Raw genomic sequence first — 14,730 nt, 5'->3', positions numbered from 1 at the left:
GATCCCGGATCGGCCGCAGCGGGCGGGGAAGTCGACATTGCGAGGCCCCGGCCGCCGACCGAGCGGGCGGGGCCTCGTGCTGCCCGCTCCGACACGGAGGTACCGGGCATGGGAACAACATCCTCGGATGCGGAATGGCGACCGCATCCGTTCAGCTGGGCGCCTGGCGCCCAGCAGCGGCACGCGACGACCACGCGGCGGTGGAGCCACGGCGCCGAAGTCGTGGCGCTGTGCGGCGCGACCGTCGTCGCCGACAACAGCGTCCAAGCGTGGTGGTGGACGACCTGCGAGCCGTGCGACGTCGAGGCGCACCGGTTGGCGGGCGTTCCGATGCCGCCCGGTGTGCCTCGACGTCGCGGGCCGACGACGGGCGGCACGCCGGTAGTCGGCGGCGCGGCCCTGCCGCGGTGAGCGTCCTGGAATGGGCGATCGTCGGCGCGGTGGTGCTCATCTTCGCGGTCGGGCTCTGGGCCACCCGCGATTCCGCGCCGGACGACAGCCGCACCGAACCGCGCCGACCGGCGGAGGTCCCGCGCGAGCGCAGCGCGACCGCCGTGCTCTGGGTGATCTCGCCGGACCAGGCGCGGGTGCACCTGAGCGCGCACCTCGACCTGGCCCTGTGCGGCCACCCGTTGCGCGGGAACTGGACTCGATCGAGCAGCCTGGCCGCCATCCGGCCCGGTACGCACGTGGCGTGCGAATCATGCGTGGCCGTCGGCGGGACGCAGCGGCACTTCGCGCAAGCCGTCGAAGCCTCGGGCCGCCCCGAACCCGCCGAACGGGCGACCCGGCTGCCGGATCCGTCGACCTGGCACACCGACCAGCTCCCCGCGCTGACCACGCCGGCCGCGCGGCGCACCCGGCTCCGCGCGTAGCGGAGCACGACCCGGCCCGTCACCGACCGCACGCGCTGCTCGGCGACGGGTCGCGGCCGACCGGCGATCCCCTTCCCCGACACGATCGCCGGTCGGCCACCCACCGCCCGCCTCAGCCGATCAGCGCGATGCCGTCCGGGTCGAGGTCCAGCCGGACCGGATCGCCGACTCCCGGGGCGGTGGCGGTGCGCGCGGTGGCCTCGACCGGCTCGGGCAGCTCCGGGGTCTCGACGGTGAGCCGGACGTGGTCGTGCCGGTGGACCCGTTCGCGCACCACGCCCGCGCCGGCCGCGTCGGGTTCGGCGCGGACCCCCGACGCGCGCAGCCCCAGCCGGGCCGGTCCGTCCGGGGCCGCGACGGGCACCGCGCCGAGCGCGCAGGTCGCGGTCCCGCCGCGCACCTCCGCCGGGAGCACCGCGGTGCAGCCCAGGAAGGTGGCGACCTCCTCGTCGGCCGGGTGCTGCCACAGCCGCTGCGGGGTGTCGACCTGCCGGAACCGGCCGCCGGTCATGATCGCCACCCGGTCGGCCAGGGTGAACGCCTCGTCGTGGTCGTGGGTGACCACGATCGCGGTGGCGTCGTCGGCGGCCAGCAACCGGGCCAGGTCGACGGCGAGCTGCTCGCGCAGCGTGCGGTCCAGCGCGCTCAGCGGCTCGTCGAGCAGCAGCAGCGCGGGGTCGGCGGCCAGCGCGCGGGCCAGCGCGACCCGCTGCGCCTCACCGCCGGAGAGCTCGGTGGCCCGCCTGCGCTCGTAGCCGTCGAGGCCGAGCAGCGCGAGCAGTTCGGCGACCCGTTCCCGGCGCCGCGCCCGGTCGGCACCGCGCATCCGCAGCCCGAACTCCACGTTGCCCGCCACGTCGCGGTGCGGGAAGAGCTGCCCGTCCTGGAAGACCATGCCGAACCGCCTGCGGTGCACCGGAACGCGCGCCAGGTCGGCGCCGTCCCAGCGGATCTCCCCCGCCGACGGGGATTCCAGCCCGGCCACCGCGCGCAGCAGCGTGGACTTGCCGCAACCGGACGGCCCGAGCAGCGCCAGCACCTCGCCGTCCGCCACCTCGAAGTCCACATCGGACACGGCGGTCACCGCGCCGTACCGCACCGAGAGCCCGGACACCCGCAACGCCATCTCATCGCCCATCCGTCGAATACCCCGCCCTCACCCGGAAGTGTGCTGAGTGAGGGGCACCCTTGTCCGAGTTACTTGGGCAAGGGGGCCCCTCACTCGGAAAACCCCACCCGGACGTGCGGGCCGCATCAGAACTCCCCCAGCGATCCGCCGCGCACCCGCAACCGCTCGACCGCCAGCACCACCAGCACCGTCACCAGCATCAGCAGCGCGCACGCCGCGTAGGCGAGCTGGGTGTTGAGCTCGCCCGGCCGCGAGATCAGCCGGGCGATGGCCACCGGCAGCGTCGCCGCCTCGGGCCGGGCCAGGAAGCTCGTCGCGCCGAACTCGCCCAGTGCCACCACGAACCCGAACCCGGCCGCCGCCCCGACCGAGCGCAGCGCCAGCGGCAGGTCGATCTCCCGCCGCACCCGCCACGGCCCGGCGCCGAGGGTCGCGGCGGCCTGCCGCAGCCGGTCGTCGATGGCCCGCAGCACCGGCAGCACCATCCGCACCACCAGCGGCGTCACCACCAGCGCCTGCGCGAACGGCACCAGCAGCGGCGAGGTCCGCAGGTCACCGGGCAGCAGGTGCAGCGTGATCAGGTACCCGAACCCCAGGGTCACCGCCGACACCCCCAGCGGCAGCATCAGCGCGGCGTCGAGCACCTCGGCGAACCGGCGGCGCGCGGCGACCAGCACCGCCGCGGCCAGCAACCCGACCAGCAGCGCCAGGCAGGTGGCGTCGAACGCCGCGCGCACCGAGTTCAGCGCCGCCTCCAGGCCGCTGACCTGCAACGTGCCGTCCTCGCCGGTGCCGAGCAGGCCGCGCCACCCGGCGAGGCTCCACCCGTCCCGGCCCGACACCGAGCGCAGCAGCAGTCCGACGATCGGCGTGAGCAGCCCGGCGACGACGAGCCCGGTGAGCCCGACGACCAGCCACTCCGCCCCGCGCGGCGGCCGGGTCGTCTCCTCGGCGGCGCGCAGCCGCAGCGCCGCCTCCCGCCTGCGCCGCGCCACCGCCGCCAGCAGCAGCGCGGCCAGCACCGCGGCGACCTGGAGCAGCGACAGCGCGGCGGCCCCGGACAGGTCGAGCAGTTGCACGGTGCGCAGGTAGATCTCGGTCTCCAGGGTCCGGTACCGGCCACCGCCCAGCACCAGCACCACGCCGAAGCTGGTGGCGCAGAACAGGAACACCACCGCCGCCGCGGACCCGAGCGCGGGCATCAGCGCGGGCAGCGTCACCGAGCCGAAGGCCCGCAACCGGGAGGCGCCCAGGCTGCGGGCGGCGTCCTCGGCGCGGCGGTCCAGGTGCGCCCAGAGCCCGCCGACGGTGCGGGCCACCACGGCGACGTTGAAGAACGCGTTGGCCAGCACGATCGCCCACACCCCGGCGTCGGCGCCCAGCACCGCGCGGAACGCCATCCCGACCACGATCGTCGGCAGCACGAACGGCACCGCGATCAGCGCCCGCAGCACCGGTTTGCCCGGCACCTCCAAGCGGGCCAGCAGGTAGGCGACCGGCAGCCCGGCGAGCAGCGCGACCGCGGTGGCCGCGGCGGCCTGGCCGAAGGTGAACGCGACCAGCCGCCACGTCCCCGGCTCGACCAGCACGTCGGCGAAGCCGCCCGCGCCCAGGCCGCGGCCGACGATGGCCACCACCGGCCACAGGAAGAACACCCCGAGGAAGCCGAGCACACCCGCGCCGACGACCCCGAGGGTGACGCGCCGCATCACCCGCGCACGACCTCCCGCCACTCCCGCACCCAGCGGTCCCGGTTGCGCTCGACCTGCTCGGGCGGCAGCTCGGCGGAGCGTTCCGGCAGCGGGGCGGTGCGCTGCCAGCCGTCCGGCAGCGGCACGCCGGTCACCGCCGGGTAGACGTACATCCGCTCGGCGACCTGGGCCTGGAACTCCGGCGAGAGCAGGAAGTCCACCACCTGACCGGCGGCGTCGGGATCGTCGGTGCCGCGCAGCACCCCGGCGTACTCGACCTGCCGGTAGCAGGTGTCCAGCAGCGCCTTCGTGCGCGGCGTCCCGTCCGGGCGGACCTCGGCGGCCGGGGAGGAGGCGTAGGACAGCACGATCGGGCGCGGGCCCTGCCCGGTCGACCCGGAGAAGTCCTGCCCGTAGGCCGCCTCCCAGCCCGAGGAGAGCTTCGCGCCGTTGGCCATCAGCGCGCGCCAGTAGTCGGCCCACCCGTCCTCGCCGAACTCGGCGACGGTGGCCAGCAGGAACGCCAGCCCGGGCGAGGACGTGGACGGGTCGGGCACCGCGAACAGGTCGCGGTAGCGCGGGTCGGTGAGGTCGCGCAGCGTCGCGGGCGCCGGGATGCCGCGATCGGCGAACCAGCCGGTGTCGACGTTGACGCACACGTCGGCCACGTCCACGGCGGTGAGCCGCTGCCCGTCGCCCAGCGCGTAGCGCTCCGGGCCGGTGGCGGAGGTGGGGTGCGGCGCGAACACGTCCGCGCGCAGCGCGCGGGAAGCGAAGGTGGAGTCGACGCCGTAGGCCACGTCGCCGATCGGCGCGTCCTTGGTCAGCACCAGCTCGTTGGTGAGCTCCCCGGCGTCGCCGCTGGGCACCACCCGCACGTCGATGCCGGACTCGCGTTCGAACCGCGCCAGCAGCGCCTCGTCGACGGCGAAGGAGTCGTGGGTGACCAGCGTGACGGCACGCCCCGCGGACTCCTCGTCCCCGATCAGCGAGCACCCCGTGGTGAACGCGACCAGCGCGGTGGCACCGGCCAGCAGCCGTGAGCGTTTCAACGATCCTCCCGATGCGCACGCGCGGCAGCAGGCTGATCGCTCGCCTCCCTGCGCCGGCATGATCCGGTTCAGGTGCGGACGGTCGAGGGGCTCGCCCCTCCTCTCAGCCCAGCGCGCTGGACTCCCGTGGCACCCCGGAGTCTACGTGCCCGCATCCGGCGATCAACCCGCACGGCGCGGGACCTCGCGATCGGCGGCGGCACGCGCCACCATGGGGCCATGACGGAACTGCTCACCGACGCCCAGGTCGCCGAGGCGCTGCAACACCTGCCGGAGTGGCGCCAGGCCGACCAGTCGCTCGTCCGCGAGATCCGGTTCCCGAGCTTCCCGGTGGCCATCCAGGCGGTCACCCGGGTCGCCGAGATCGCCGAGACGGAGAACCACCACCCGGACATCGACATCCGCTATCGCACGGTCACCTTCTCCTGCACCACGCACTCCGCGGGTGGGCTCACGGCAAAGGACACCTCACTAGCCCAAGAGATCGACGCGGTTGCGGATGAGATTGGCTAGTTTTTGTGGAGCACCTGGCGTAGCGGTGCGGGTGGCGGAACCTCAGCGGCCTTCTCGCTCCGGGCGCCCTTCCTCATGTACCAACCACGTACACAGCGTCAGGGCGTCCTCGCGAGAAGACCGCTGAGAACCCGCGGCGGTGCCAGTTGCGTGCGTGGGGCAAAGCGGAAGCGGCTTCGCCGCTTGCCTGACGGGAGTTCCGTTCGGCGTGTGTGTGGCTTCGCCGGTGCCTGGTCTGGGTGGCCCGGGGTCAGCCGATGAGCTCGGCGACCTCGAAGGCGCAGCCCCAGGAGAGGGCGACCCCGCTGCCGCCGTGCCCGTAGTCGTGCACCACCGTGGCGCCGTTGAACTCCTCGGCCTCGACCCGCACCTGCTCGCGACCGGGCCGGAGGCCGACGACGTCACCGGAGACCTCGACGTCGGCCAGGCGGGGTTCGACCTCGGCGCAGCGGTGCAGGATCGCGGCGCCGACGTCGGGGCGCGGGGCCCTGCTCCACTCGCCGTCGACGGCGATGCCGCCGAGGACCAGGCGATCGGCGTGCGGCATCCAGGAGACGAACTCGCCGCCGCGGGAGAGCTCGATGAAGTAGTCCTGCACGCCGGGGTTGCGGACCACGACCTGCTGGCCCCACACCGGCTGGACGCCGGGGTCGCCGACCAGTTCGCGGGCGCCGACGCCGGTGCAGTTGACCACGACGTCGGCCTCGGCCGTCGCGTCGGCCAGCGACGGCACGCCGCTGAGGACGATCTCACCGCCCGCCGCGCGGAACCGTTCGACGAGGTAGGCGAGGTAGCCGGGCATGTCGATCAGCGGCAGGGTGCCCGCGTAGCCGTCGACGAACCCGGCGGGCAGCTCCTCCCGGTCGCAGCGGCGCAGGTCGGGGATCAGGTGCACCTCCGGCGGCAGGGCCTCGCCGAGCGGGTGGCGGGCGGCCATCCGGCCGGGCACCAGCCGGACCCCGGTGCGCTCGTCGCGAGCCAGCGCGGTGAACTCGGCGTGCGAGCGGGTGACCCAGTGCAGCACCTTGTCGGCGGGGCGCAGCAGCGCCGGTCCCCACAGCGCCCCGGCCGCCGCCGAGGTGGTCTCCCCCGGCCGTTCGGCGGTCCGGATCCGCACGGCCCGGCCCTGCTCGGCGAGCACCACCGCCGAGGTCAATCCCTGCACCCCGGCGCCGATCACCAGCACCGGTTTCGCGGACGCGGTCACCCCACCGACGGTAGCAGCCGGACGTGACGGCGGACACGTCCGCGCGGGCCGGTGGTCCGCGGGCCTCGCGCGGGTAGGCTCGCCCCGTCGCCCGCCGGCGCGGGGGAATGCGACACCGACCCAGGGGATTGCGCGATGCACCGGATCTGGCCGCCGGAAGCGGCGGGCGAAGTGGACCAGCACGAGCTCGAACGCCTCTACGGCTACCCGGACCGCGAGAAGTGGGTCGCGGTGAACTTCGTGTCCAGCGCGGACGGCGCGGTGCACATCTCCGGGCGCTCCCGGGGCCTGTCCAACCCGGTGGACCGCCAGGTCTACCCGCTGGGCAGCAACCTGGCCGACGTGGTGCTGGTGGGGTCCAGCACGGCCATCACCGAGGAGTTCACCGGGGTCAAGCCCAGCGCCGAGGTCGCCGAGCTGCGCGCCCGGCACGGGCTGGCGCCGGTGCCGCCGATCGCCATCGTCACCTCCGGCCAGTCGCTGCCGCCCGCGCCGCCGGTGCTCACCGACGTGCTGACCCCGACCATCGTGCTGACCTGCTCCGCCGCCCCCGCCGAGCGGCGCCGGGCCTGGGCCGAGGCGGGCGCCGAGGTCGAGCTCCTCGGCGACGGCGAGGTGGACCTGGTGGGCGCGGTCGACGCGCTGGCCGCGCGCGGGCTGGGCCGCATCCACTGCGACGGCGGGCCGGAGCTGTTCGGCGCGATGCTGCGGGCCGGGGTGGTCGACGAGCTGCGGCTCACGCTGTCCCCGCTGCTGGTGTCGGGCACGGCGGGCCGCATCGCCAGCGGCATGCACCTGGAACCCGAGCGCCTGCACCTGGCCTCGGCGCTGGCCGAGGACGACACGCTGCTGCTGCGCTACCTGCTCACGAACCCGGCGAGCTGATCTCGCGCTCGATGCGCTCGAAGATGTCGGAGTCGGTTTCCCGCTGCCACTCCGGCAGATCCGCCCAGTCGGCCACGTAGGACGGCTTGGGGTCGGGGACGTGCCGGTAGATCTGGCCGGTCCAGCACAGCGCGACGAACCGCCCCTTCTGCTCCCGGGTGAGCCGGGACGCCGCACCACCGGTGGCGCGCAGGAAGTCGCGCACCTGGCCGAACACCGCCGCGGCGCTCTCCCGCTCCCACGTCGGCGTGTCCTCCCACGGCACGACGTAGCCCGGTTTCGGCTCGCCCGGGTAGTGCGCGCGCACCCCGGCGATCCAGGCCTCCCGGAAGACCTTCCCTCCGTCCACGACTGCTCCTCTCGGTGTCACTGCTCGGGCGCTGCTGCCGTGACCGCCCGGATCTGCTCGTCGAGGAAGCGCACGTGCCGGTTGCCCAGGAACGGCACCAGCCGACCGCGCAGGTCGTCGAGCTTGCGGCCGACGTAGCCGGCCGAGGCGGTCTGGCGGACGGTGTCCAGCGCGGCGGCGCCGTGCAGCAGCAGCTGGTCGACGTCGCGGCGCTGCGCCCCGACCACCGCCAGGTCGGTGAGCACGCCGCCGCGGCGCCGGGTGGAGATGTCGGCCCGCAGCAGCGCGTGGAGCGGCCCCTCCGCCAGGTCCGGCCGCCCCAGCGCGACGAAGCAGGAGGCGCGCTCACCGTCGAGCCGGGAGCTCTCGAACCGCAACCAGCCGGTGTGCTCGGGCGCGGGCAGGTGCACCACCTCCTCGGCCTCGTCCAGGGCGCGGCGGCACGCCGCGAGCTCGCCCAGCCCGGCGCTGGCCTGGGCCCGCACCGCGGCCACCCAGTACCGGGTGGCGCGCCCCGGATCACCGCGCTCGGCCAGCCGGGCCGCGCCGTCGAGCAGCGGCACGGCGCTGCGGTGCTCCCGCTCGTAGATGCTGATGAAGGCGTGCCGGGTCATCGCGCAGGCCCACAGGTCGTACTCCCGGGCCTCCTTGCTGGCGTGCGCGGCGATGGAGTAGCAGTGCGCGGCGTCGGCGTACCCGCCACCGTCGAAGAAGATCTCGCCGCAGAGCTGGAACACGTCGCCGGCGAGCAGGCACAGGCGGCGGCGGTCCTCGGCGCGCTGCGGCTCGTCGAGGCACTTCTTGAGCAGCGCCACCTGGCGGCGGGCCAGCGGCAGCACGTCGCGCTTGGTGCGGGTGCCGGAGTAGGTCCGCCACAGCGCCGCGTTGAGCCGCTCGTACTCGGTGAGCACCGCCGGATCGAGGCGCCGGGGGTGGGCGGCGGCGTGGGCGACGCGCTCGGCGTCCAGCGCCGACGCGGGGATCGCGAGCAGGGTGCCGGTCAGCGTCATCAAGCGGATCAGTTCACGGCGGTTCACGTCGTCACGTCGCCAATCGTCGTCGCGCGGTGGGGCCCCCGGCGGCTCCCCGCCGTCCCGCGACGCGCCCCGCAGCTCAGCGATCTGCCACTGCTTCTCCTGCCGGCAGACGCGGTCGTAGTGGGCCAGCAGCGCACCGCGCGCGTCGAGCCGGCGGTCGGCGGTGGACCAGAACTCGCGGCCGGGGAACTGCCGACCCGCCTCGATGTGCGCGATGGAGGTCCGGGAGTAGTGGGTCAGGCGGCCGAGGTCGCCCTGCTTGAGCGGGACGCCCTCGCGGTAGGCGGCCAAGGAGGCCCCGAGGGCGCGGCGGAGCTCCACTTCAGCCACCGACCTGCGCCCCATGAAGGTCCCCATCGTGTCAGCAGACGTATCCGCTCGGTCATCAAGAGTAACCACGAGCGCTCAACAGGTGAACGGTCCGCCGTGTGGGACTTGCTCCCACACCCTTACCCACCTCGCCTCCACACGCTTTCGTGATCGGTGAATCACTGTGCGGAGTCGAAGGGGGCGGCGATGGCCGACCATCCGCGCGCCGGGCACGTCGACGAGCTGCTGACCGAGCTGCGCCGCCGCCGGTGGGTGCTCTACGTCTTCGGACCGAGGCGCGCGCCCGAGGTCGTCGCCGCCACCTTCCACTGGACGACCTGCGCCGACGTGGTGCTGCTGCGCGCCGAGGACGACGCCAGCGCCTACCGCGCCCCGATCACGCCCAGCACCGACGTGTTCGCCCCCGACCTCGTGAGCTGGCAGTACCGCGCCCCGGCCGCCTGGACCCTGCGCGCCGTGCTCACCCTCGCTCCCCCGGGTGAACCGGACGCCCCGCTGGCGGTGCTGCGCCCCGAACCGGGCTGCCACGTCCCGATGGACCTGCGCCGCCCGGTCACCATCCGCCCCACCTCCCTCACCGGCTGCTGAGCGGTGCGACGTAGGCGCCGCGGCCCCGAGTCGCTACCGTCGCGGCATGACCGCGCTGCCCGGCTGGATGCGCCCACCGCGCGCGGAAGGCTGGTTCGCGGAAGACCTCGACCACCTTCCCGAGGCGCCGCGCCACACGGAGCTGATCGACGGAGCGCTCGTCTTCATGACGTCCCCGCAGCGGTCGTCGCACGGTCGCCTCGTCACCTCGCTGACGTCCGCCCTCATCGAGCAGGCTCCCCGGGGCATCGAAGTCGAGCGCGAGATGACCGTCCGCCTCGACGCGCGCAACCGGCCCGAGCCCGACCTGCTGGCCACCACCGCGCCGTACGATCCCGACCGCACCTGGTACGCACCGCAGGACGTGGTGCTGGTGGTCGAGGTGGTGTCGCCGGAATCCGCGCACCGGGACCGCACGGTGAAGCTGCGCAAGTACGCGGAAGCCGGGATCCCGCACTACTGGCGGATCGAAGCCGAGGGAACGTCGCCCGCCCTCCACGCGTACGAGCTGGACGGGCCGACGGCCGCCTACGCCCCCGCGGGGATCCTGCGGGGAGCGACGCGGCTGCGGCGACCGTTCCCGATCGACCTGGACCTGGACGCACTCCTCCCCTGAGCCACATCACTCCCCTGCGTGTCACGCGAACAACTGATGTGTCAGACACCTGGATTCGTCATGCTGGGTTCATGACGAGCGGGCAAGGCCAGGTGAGCACCCCAGCGGACATCCGCCGCGAGATCACCCAGCAATGGACCGGCACCGGCTCGGTCGTCGACGAACTCGCCGACGACCGCCGTTCCGAGGCGGCCCGCGAACAGAACCGGGCGTGAACGCGGTGCTCGAAGCGTCCGCGTCCTGGCGTGGTTGCGCGAGGAGGACAGGGCGGAACCGCTGACGCCCCGGCCCGCTGCCCCGCGACCGGCGGCGGTCAGCCCTGCTCGTCGTCGGGGTGCCCCGGGCGGACGTGGCCCTGGATCTGCTCCAGCAACGCCGACGAGCCTTGCAGGTTGCGCATCAGGGCGTCGATCGTCATGAGGGCGAGGCCCTGCTCCGGATCGCCGAGGACGAGCAGCTTGGTACCCGCCTCGATGCCCAGGTCGCGCCGCGCCTGCGCGGGGAGCACGACCTGCCCGCGCGCGCTCACCGTCACCGCCCCGTAGAAGCCGCGACCGCCGGGGCCGTAGTGGGGTTCGTCCGCACCGGAAGCCATTGCGCCATCCTCGCACACGCATGGCATGTATGATTTGCTTTGCATTTCATACCTCCCGTGCGACGGCCGAACCGCGCCCGCGGTCGTACGGTCGGTCCGCGAGACCTCTCACCGGGGAGAACGCCATGACGAGCACCGCGCCGAGCCCGCCTCCCTTCGCGCGGTGGGCGGTGCTGCCGATCGCCGCCGCCGTCGCGGTGGTGCAGCTCGTGGCCGCGACGCGCAGCGGGTACTGGTTCGACGAGGTCTACATGCTGGCCATCGGCCGCAACCACCTCGACTGGGGTTCCGCCGACCAACCGCCGATGACCCCGGCGCTGGCCTGGCTGATGGACGCGATCGCCCCGGGTTCGGTCCTCGCGCTGCGGCTGCCCGCCGTGCTCGCCACCACCGCGGCGGTGGTCGTCGCGGCCCTCATCGCCCGCGAGCTCGGCGGCGACCGGCGGGCGCAGGCCATGACGGCGGGCGTGCAGGCCACCGCGCTGTGGATCACCCTCGCCGGGCACTGGCTGACCCCGTACACCCTGGAACCGGTCCAGTGGCTGCTGCTGCTCTGGCTGCTGATCCGCTGGATCCGGCTGCGCGACGACCGCCTGCTGCTCGCGCTGGGCGCGGTGGCCGGGATCGCGGCGATGACCAAGTTCCAGGTCGTCCTGCTGTGCGCCGCGCTGCTGCTGAGCGTGCTGCTGCTCGGGCCGCGCGAGCTGCTGGCCCGGCCGCTGCTGTGGGCCGGCGTCGGGATCGCCGGGCTGCTCGCGGCGCCGACCCTGGTGTGGCAGGCCGTCCACGGGTGGCCGCAGCTGCGGATGAGCGGCATCGTCATCGCCGAGGCCGAAGCGCTGTACGGCGGACGCCCCGGCGTCGCGTTCGGGATGATCGCCGTGGCCGGGCTCGCCGGGACGGTGCTGTCGCTGTACGGCCTGTGGCGGCTGGCGCGGGCCGACGAACTCCGGTTCCTCGCCCTGACCACCGCGCTGCTCTACGCGCTGTTCGTGATCGCCCCCGGCCGCCCCTACTACCTCGGCGGCCTCTACGCGGTGCTCGCGGCGGCGGGTGCGCTGGGCCTGCAACGACGGCGCGAGGCCGGACGCGGGCGCCGGCGGTGGGTGGCCTGGCCCGCCTTCGCGCTCAGCGCCGCCCTCGCGGCGGGCATCCTGACCCTGCCGGTCGCCGACGTCTCCGACCGGATGGGCGACGCGCTCGCCCGCCGCGCCGCCGACGTTTACCACGCGCTGCCCCCGGAACAGCGCGAGCGCACCGCGCTCATCGGCGATCCCTACATCGCCGCCGCCTACCTCGACGGGTACTCCACGCGCTACGACCTGCCCCCGGCGCACAGCACCAACCGCGGCTACGGCTACTTCCCGCCACCGCCGGAGAGCGCCGACGCGGCGGTCTACGTGGGCGCCGACCCCGACGAACTCCGCCCGTACTTCACCGACGCGCACCTGATCGCGGCAGGCACCCCGACGAACACCGTCTGGCTCGTCACCGGCAGGCACACCCCGTGGACGCGCGTCTGGACCGACCTCCGCACCCTCGACGTCGAACACCACGGCACACCACCCCGGTGAGGTGGGCGCCGGTCTGGACCACGACGGAGTCGCGAGGAACAACCGCTTGGACCGGGAAACCGGACTCCGAGGATCTTGATCCCGTAGTTGAGCAGCTGCCCCCGCGGACCTCGGCGAAGCTGGTGCGCGCAGCTCAGCAGGTATTCCGGCGACGGGTTCCCGAACCTGTCCGCGGAGGTCGATCCGCTACGCGCGCTACCTGGCGCTTCGACGGGACCGCACCCCATCGCGACGTGCGCGGCTCAACGCCCGAGAGTGCGCCGCAGCACCTGGTAGACGTCGGCACGCGTGCTGATCGTGATCACGAGGACCACCACTCGGCCGTCATCGATCTCGTAGCAGATCCGGTAGTTGCCCACCCGGTACCGCAGAACTCCCGGACAGCCGGTCAGCGGAAGGCTCCCCCGCCGCCTCGGATCGGCGGCCAGCTCTTCGATGGCGTTCTCCAAGGCCGCTGCGGTCTTGGGCTGTTTGTGGGCGAGCTTGTCCAGGAACTTCCCCGCCTCGCGGAGAATCTCGACCGAGTAGGGCACCGGCGCCTACTGGGACGGGGTGCGGCGCGTGAACGGCACCGGCTCGTTGGTGCCCGCCCGCCTGGCCTCCAGGGCCTCCCGGACCGCTTCGCCGTCCACGAGGTCTTCGAGGTCCTCCAGGAGCTCCGCCGCCTCCGCGGGAACCACCGCAGCGGCCCGGCGACCATGCTTGGTCAGGTACGTCGTCTCCCCGCCGAAGCATGCGCGCGAAGTAACCGGCCCCAGGTCGGCACGGGCCTCGCTGATGGACATCTCCGAAGACATGTACAAAAAGTACACCTGCGGCACGACACGGCGCCAGCACCACAGCCGACCTCCCCGAACCCGAGACCCATGGGGGCCAGTGCGATCAGCGGCTTCGCGCGAGCCAGTCGGCGAAACCGTCCCCGGCGATGGTCGTGCCTGGTCCCGCCAGCAGGGCACCGCCGGCGATGGCGTCACTCACCGGGCCGTCGGTGACCGCCACCGACGGGTCCACTCGAGCGACCATGTCGGGCAAGCGTTCGGGCCGGGGCCCTGCGACTTCGGACAACTCGGAGCCTTCCTCGCGCGTGGCGAGCTCCAGCAGGAGGCGGGCGACCTCGTCGACGTCGACGGGCTGGACGGGCCAGTCGGGGATCGTGGCGGTGCTCCCGTCCCGCACCCAGCCGAGCATCTGGTCGGCGAAATCGTGGAACTGCGCGGCGCGCAGGATTCGAACGCCCGGAGCGTGCTCGCTCACGGCGTGCTCATGCGCGAGCTTGGCCACGAAGTAGCCGTCTTCAGGTGTCCGATCGACCCCGATGATCGACAACACGACCGTGCGCCGGATACCCGCGGCCGTCGCGGCACGTCCGAGCGTCTCGGCGACCGAGGTGAAGAACGTCGTTGCCTCGTGCTGCTCCATGCTCGACGAGTTCGTGACATCGATGACCGCGTCGACGCCGGTGAGGTCGGGGACCGGCCCGCTTCGGAGGTCAACGCCGGAGGACCGGGACAACTCGACGACGGTGTGGCCGGATTGCCTTGCCCTGCTCGCCAGGCTGCGTCCGACGAGACCGGTGGCTCCGGCGATGGCGATGCGCATGGGCAGCACGTCCTTCGCTGTGATCGTTGCGTGGCGTCTGGAGGGGCAGGGATTCGCCAGGCGCGGAACGGCATTCCACGCGGTACGGCCGGGTCAGGATGGGCCGGGTAGCAGCGCATCGCGCACCCGCTGGGGTGCCTCCGGATTGGTGCGCTCGACGTCTGCGGCGATGTCGGCCAGCGAGCGGGCGGCGAGCTCATGTCGCCAGGCCAGCTCCGCCCGGCGCATGCTCAGCGAAACCGCGCAGTGGTCCCGGTAGTCGAGATCCGGGTCCCCACCCGGGCCGTTGCGGAGGATCCGGGTGCAGCGGAACGCGTCCTCCGGTCCCTCCAAGGCCACGACGACATCCAGCAGCGAAATGGTCGACGGACTCCGGCTCAACCGGAAACCGCCCTGCGGTCCCGAAACCGAGATCAGCAGCCCGGCGCGGACCAGTGACTGCAGCTGCTTGTTCAGGTATGCGGCGGGCAGTGCGTAGAGCTCAGCGAGCCGACTCGCCGGGACCGGTCCGCCGGCCCAGGCCAGGTTCACGCACGAGTGCAGCGCCCACTCCACGCCCTGTCGCATTTCGCATTCCTGGACCCTACGTATCCTAGATCTTTCATGTCCACGATTTTTTGAGCGCGCGAAGCCCTCGTCGGGGCGGCCATGGTCGGTCAACAGGGAGCAGGCAGAGCGTGGTGGGTAACG

Annotated in this window: 19 protein-coding genes and 1 riboswitch; of the genes, 8 read left to right on the top strand and 11 right to left on the bottom strand. The window is 73.5% G+C overall.

What is annotated here, in order from left to right:
* Positions 1 to 108: 108 nt before the first annotated feature.
* Positions 109 to 411 carry an HC3 family zinc finger protein gene (locus tag ABD976_RS02280; protein WP_345356241.1) on the top strand — a complete coding sequence of 101 codons (303 nt, stop codon included), beginning with the start codon at positions 109 to 111 and terminating at the stop codon, positions 409 to 411.
* Complete coding sequence (locus ABD976_RS02275) at positions 408 to 875, top strand: hypothetical protein (RefSeq protein WP_345356239.1); 468 nt, start codon at positions 408 to 410, stop codon at positions 873 to 875. Before ABD976_RS02280 ends, ABD976_RS02275 begins: the two co-directional genes overlap by 4 nt.
* Positions 876 to 987: 112 nt before the next feature.
* Here ABD976_RS02275 and ABD976_RS02270 read toward each other — a convergent pair whose 3' ends face one another.
* From ABD976_RS02270 to ABD976_RS02260, 3 genes are all read right to left on the bottom strand, one after another.
* Positions 988 to 2,001 carry an ABC transporter ATP-binding protein gene (locus ABD976_RS02270; protein ID WP_345356495.1) on the bottom strand — a complete coding sequence of 338 codons (1,014 nt, stop codon included), beginning with the start codon at positions 1,999 to 2,001 and terminating at the stop codon, positions 988 to 990.
* A 128-nt stretch (positions 2,002 to 2,129) separates the two neighbouring features.
* On the bottom strand, positions 2,130 to 3,713 hold the full coding sequence (locus ABD976_RS02265; RefSeq protein WP_345356236.1) for an ABC transporter permease: 1,584 nt from the start codon (positions 3,711 to 3,713) through the stop codon (positions 2,130 to 2,132).
* On the bottom strand, positions 3,713 to 4,747 hold the full coding sequence (locus tag ABD976_RS02260; protein ID WP_345356234.1) for a thiamine ABC transporter substrate-binding protein: 1,035 nt from the start codon (positions 4,745 to 4,747) through the stop codon (positions 3,713 to 3,715). Before ABD976_RS02260 ends, ABD976_RS02265 begins: the two co-directional genes overlap by 1 nt.
* Before the next feature lie 28 nt (positions 4,748 to 4,775).
* Positions 4,776 to 4,885, bottom strand: a riboswitch (TPP riboswitch).
* Between the two features lie 81 nt (positions 4,886 to 4,966).
* Here ABD976_RS02260 and ABD976_RS02255 point away from each other — a divergent pair.
* The gene (locus tag ABD976_RS02255) at positions 4,967 to 5,260 is read left to right on the top strand and encodes a 4a-hydroxytetrahydrobiopterin dehydratase (protein WP_345356232.1); all 294 of its coding nucleotides are present in this window, start codon (positions 4,967 to 4,969) and stop codon (positions 5,258 to 5,260) included.
* Positions 5,261 to 5,510: 250 nt separating this feature from the next.
* Here the strand turns inward: ABD976_RS02255 and ABD976_RS02250 are convergent, their stop codons facing one another.
* Complete coding sequence (locus ABD976_RS02250) at positions 5,511 to 6,467, bottom strand: FAD-dependent oxidoreductase (protein WP_345356229.1); 957 nt, start codon at positions 6,465 to 6,467, stop codon at positions 5,511 to 5,513.
* Positions 6,468 to 6,602: 135 nt separating this feature from the next.
* Here ABD976_RS02250 and ABD976_RS02245 point away from each other — a divergent pair, with 135 nt between their 5' ends.
* The gene (locus tag ABD976_RS02245; RefSeq protein ID WP_345356226.1) at positions 6,603 to 7,352 is read left to right on the top strand and encodes a pyrimidine reductase family protein; all 750 of its coding nucleotides are present in this window, start codon (positions 6,603 to 6,605) and stop codon (positions 7,350 to 7,352) included.
* Here the strand turns inward: ABD976_RS02245 and ABD976_RS02240 are convergent.
* Both ABD976_RS02240 and ABD976_RS02235 read right to left on the bottom strand, forming a co-directional pair.
* Entirely contained in the window at positions 7,333 to 7,701 is a 369-nt protein-coding gene (locus tag ABD976_RS02240; RefSeq protein WP_345356223.1) for a hypothetical protein, read from the bottom strand. The genes ABD976_RS02245 and ABD976_RS02240 overlap by 20 nt on opposite strands.
* A 17-nt stretch (positions 7,702 to 7,718) precedes the next feature.
* On the bottom strand, positions 7,719 to 9,095 hold the full coding sequence (locus tag ABD976_RS02235) for a helix-turn-helix domain-containing protein (RefSeq protein WP_345356220.1): 1,377 nt from the start codon (positions 9,093 to 9,095) through the stop codon (positions 7,719 to 7,721).
* Positions 9,096 to 9,254: 159 nt separating this feature from the next.
* Here ABD976_RS02235 and ABD976_RS02230 point away from each other — a divergent pair, with 159 nt between their 5' ends.
* The 3 genes from ABD976_RS02230 to ABD976_RS02220 all read left to right on the top strand — a co-directional run bounded on the left by ABD976_RS02230 (position 9,255) and on the right by ABD976_RS02220 (position 10,487).
* Positions 9,255 to 9,656, top strand: coding sequence for a hypothetical protein (locus ABD976_RS02230; protein ID WP_345356217.1), 402 nt, complete (start codon positions 9,255 to 9,257; stop codon positions 9,654 to 9,656).
* 46 nt (positions 9,657 to 9,702) lie between these two features.
* Complete coding sequence (locus ABD976_RS02225; protein WP_345356214.1) at positions 9,703 to 10,272, top strand: Uma2 family endonuclease; 570 nt, start codon at positions 9,703 to 9,705, stop codon at positions 10,270 to 10,272.
* 71 nt (positions 10,273 to 10,343) lie between these two features.
* Entirely contained in the window at positions 10,344 to 10,487 is a 144-nt protein-coding gene (locus tag ABD976_RS02220; protein WP_345356211.1) for a hypothetical protein, read from the top strand.
* A 98-nt stretch (positions 10,488 to 10,585) separates the two neighbouring features.
* On the opposite strand, the gene ABD976_RS02215 is transcribed toward ABD976_RS02220, so the two are convergent.
* A complete protein-coding gene (locus ABD976_RS02215) occupies positions 10,586 to 10,867 on the bottom strand; it encodes an AbrB/MazE/SpoVT family DNA-binding domain-containing protein (protein ID WP_345356208.1) in 282 nt (93 codons plus the stop codon).
* A gap of 125 nt (positions 10,868 to 10,992) precedes the next feature.
* On the opposite strand from ABD976_RS02215, the gene ABD976_RS02210 reads away from it, so the two are divergent.
* Positions 10,993 to 12,441, top strand: coding sequence for a glycosyltransferase family 39 protein (locus ABD976_RS02210; protein ID WP_345356206.1), 1,449 nt, complete (start codon positions 10,993 to 10,995; stop codon positions 12,439 to 12,441).
* A gap of 242 nt (positions 12,442 to 12,683) precedes the next feature.
* On the opposite strand, the gene ABD976_RS02205 is transcribed toward ABD976_RS02210, so the two are convergent.
* The 4 genes from ABD976_RS02205 to ABD976_RS02190 form a co-directional block, all read right to left on the bottom strand.
* A complete protein-coding gene (locus tag ABD976_RS02205; protein ID WP_345356203.1) occupies positions 12,684 to 12,974 on the bottom strand; it encodes a type II toxin-antitoxin system RelE family toxin in 291 nt (96 codons plus the stop codon).
* A 6-nt stretch (positions 12,975 to 12,980) separates the two neighbouring features.
* Positions 12,981 to 13,238 carry a type II toxin-antitoxin system prevent-host-death family antitoxin gene (locus tag ABD976_RS02200; protein WP_345356200.1) on the bottom strand — a complete coding sequence of 86 codons (258 nt, stop codon included), beginning with the start codon at positions 13,236 to 13,238 and terminating at the stop codon, positions 12,981 to 12,983.
* A gap of 85 nt (positions 13,239 to 13,323) precedes the next feature.
* Positions 13,324 to 14,040, bottom strand: a complete 717-nt coding sequence (locus ABD976_RS02195) for an SDR family oxidoreductase (RefSeq protein ID WP_345356197.1) — start codon at positions 14,038 to 14,040, stop codon at positions 13,324 to 13,326.
* 93 nt (positions 14,041 to 14,133) lie between these two features.
* Entirely contained in the window at positions 14,134 to 14,607 is a 474-nt protein-coding gene (locus ABD976_RS02190; protein ID WP_345356194.1) for an RrF2 family transcriptional regulator, read from the bottom strand.
* Positions 14,608 to 14,730: the final 123 nt, after the last annotated feature.

The organism is Saccharopolyspora cebuensis (assembly GCF_039542665.1).
Lineage (GTDB): Bacteria > Actinomycetota > Actinomycetes > Mycobacteriales > Pseudonocardiaceae > Saccharopolyspora > Saccharopolyspora cebuensis.
The sequence above is the reverse complement of the archived record's forward strand: the minus strand, read 5'-3'. Positions and strand labels throughout refer to the sequence as shown.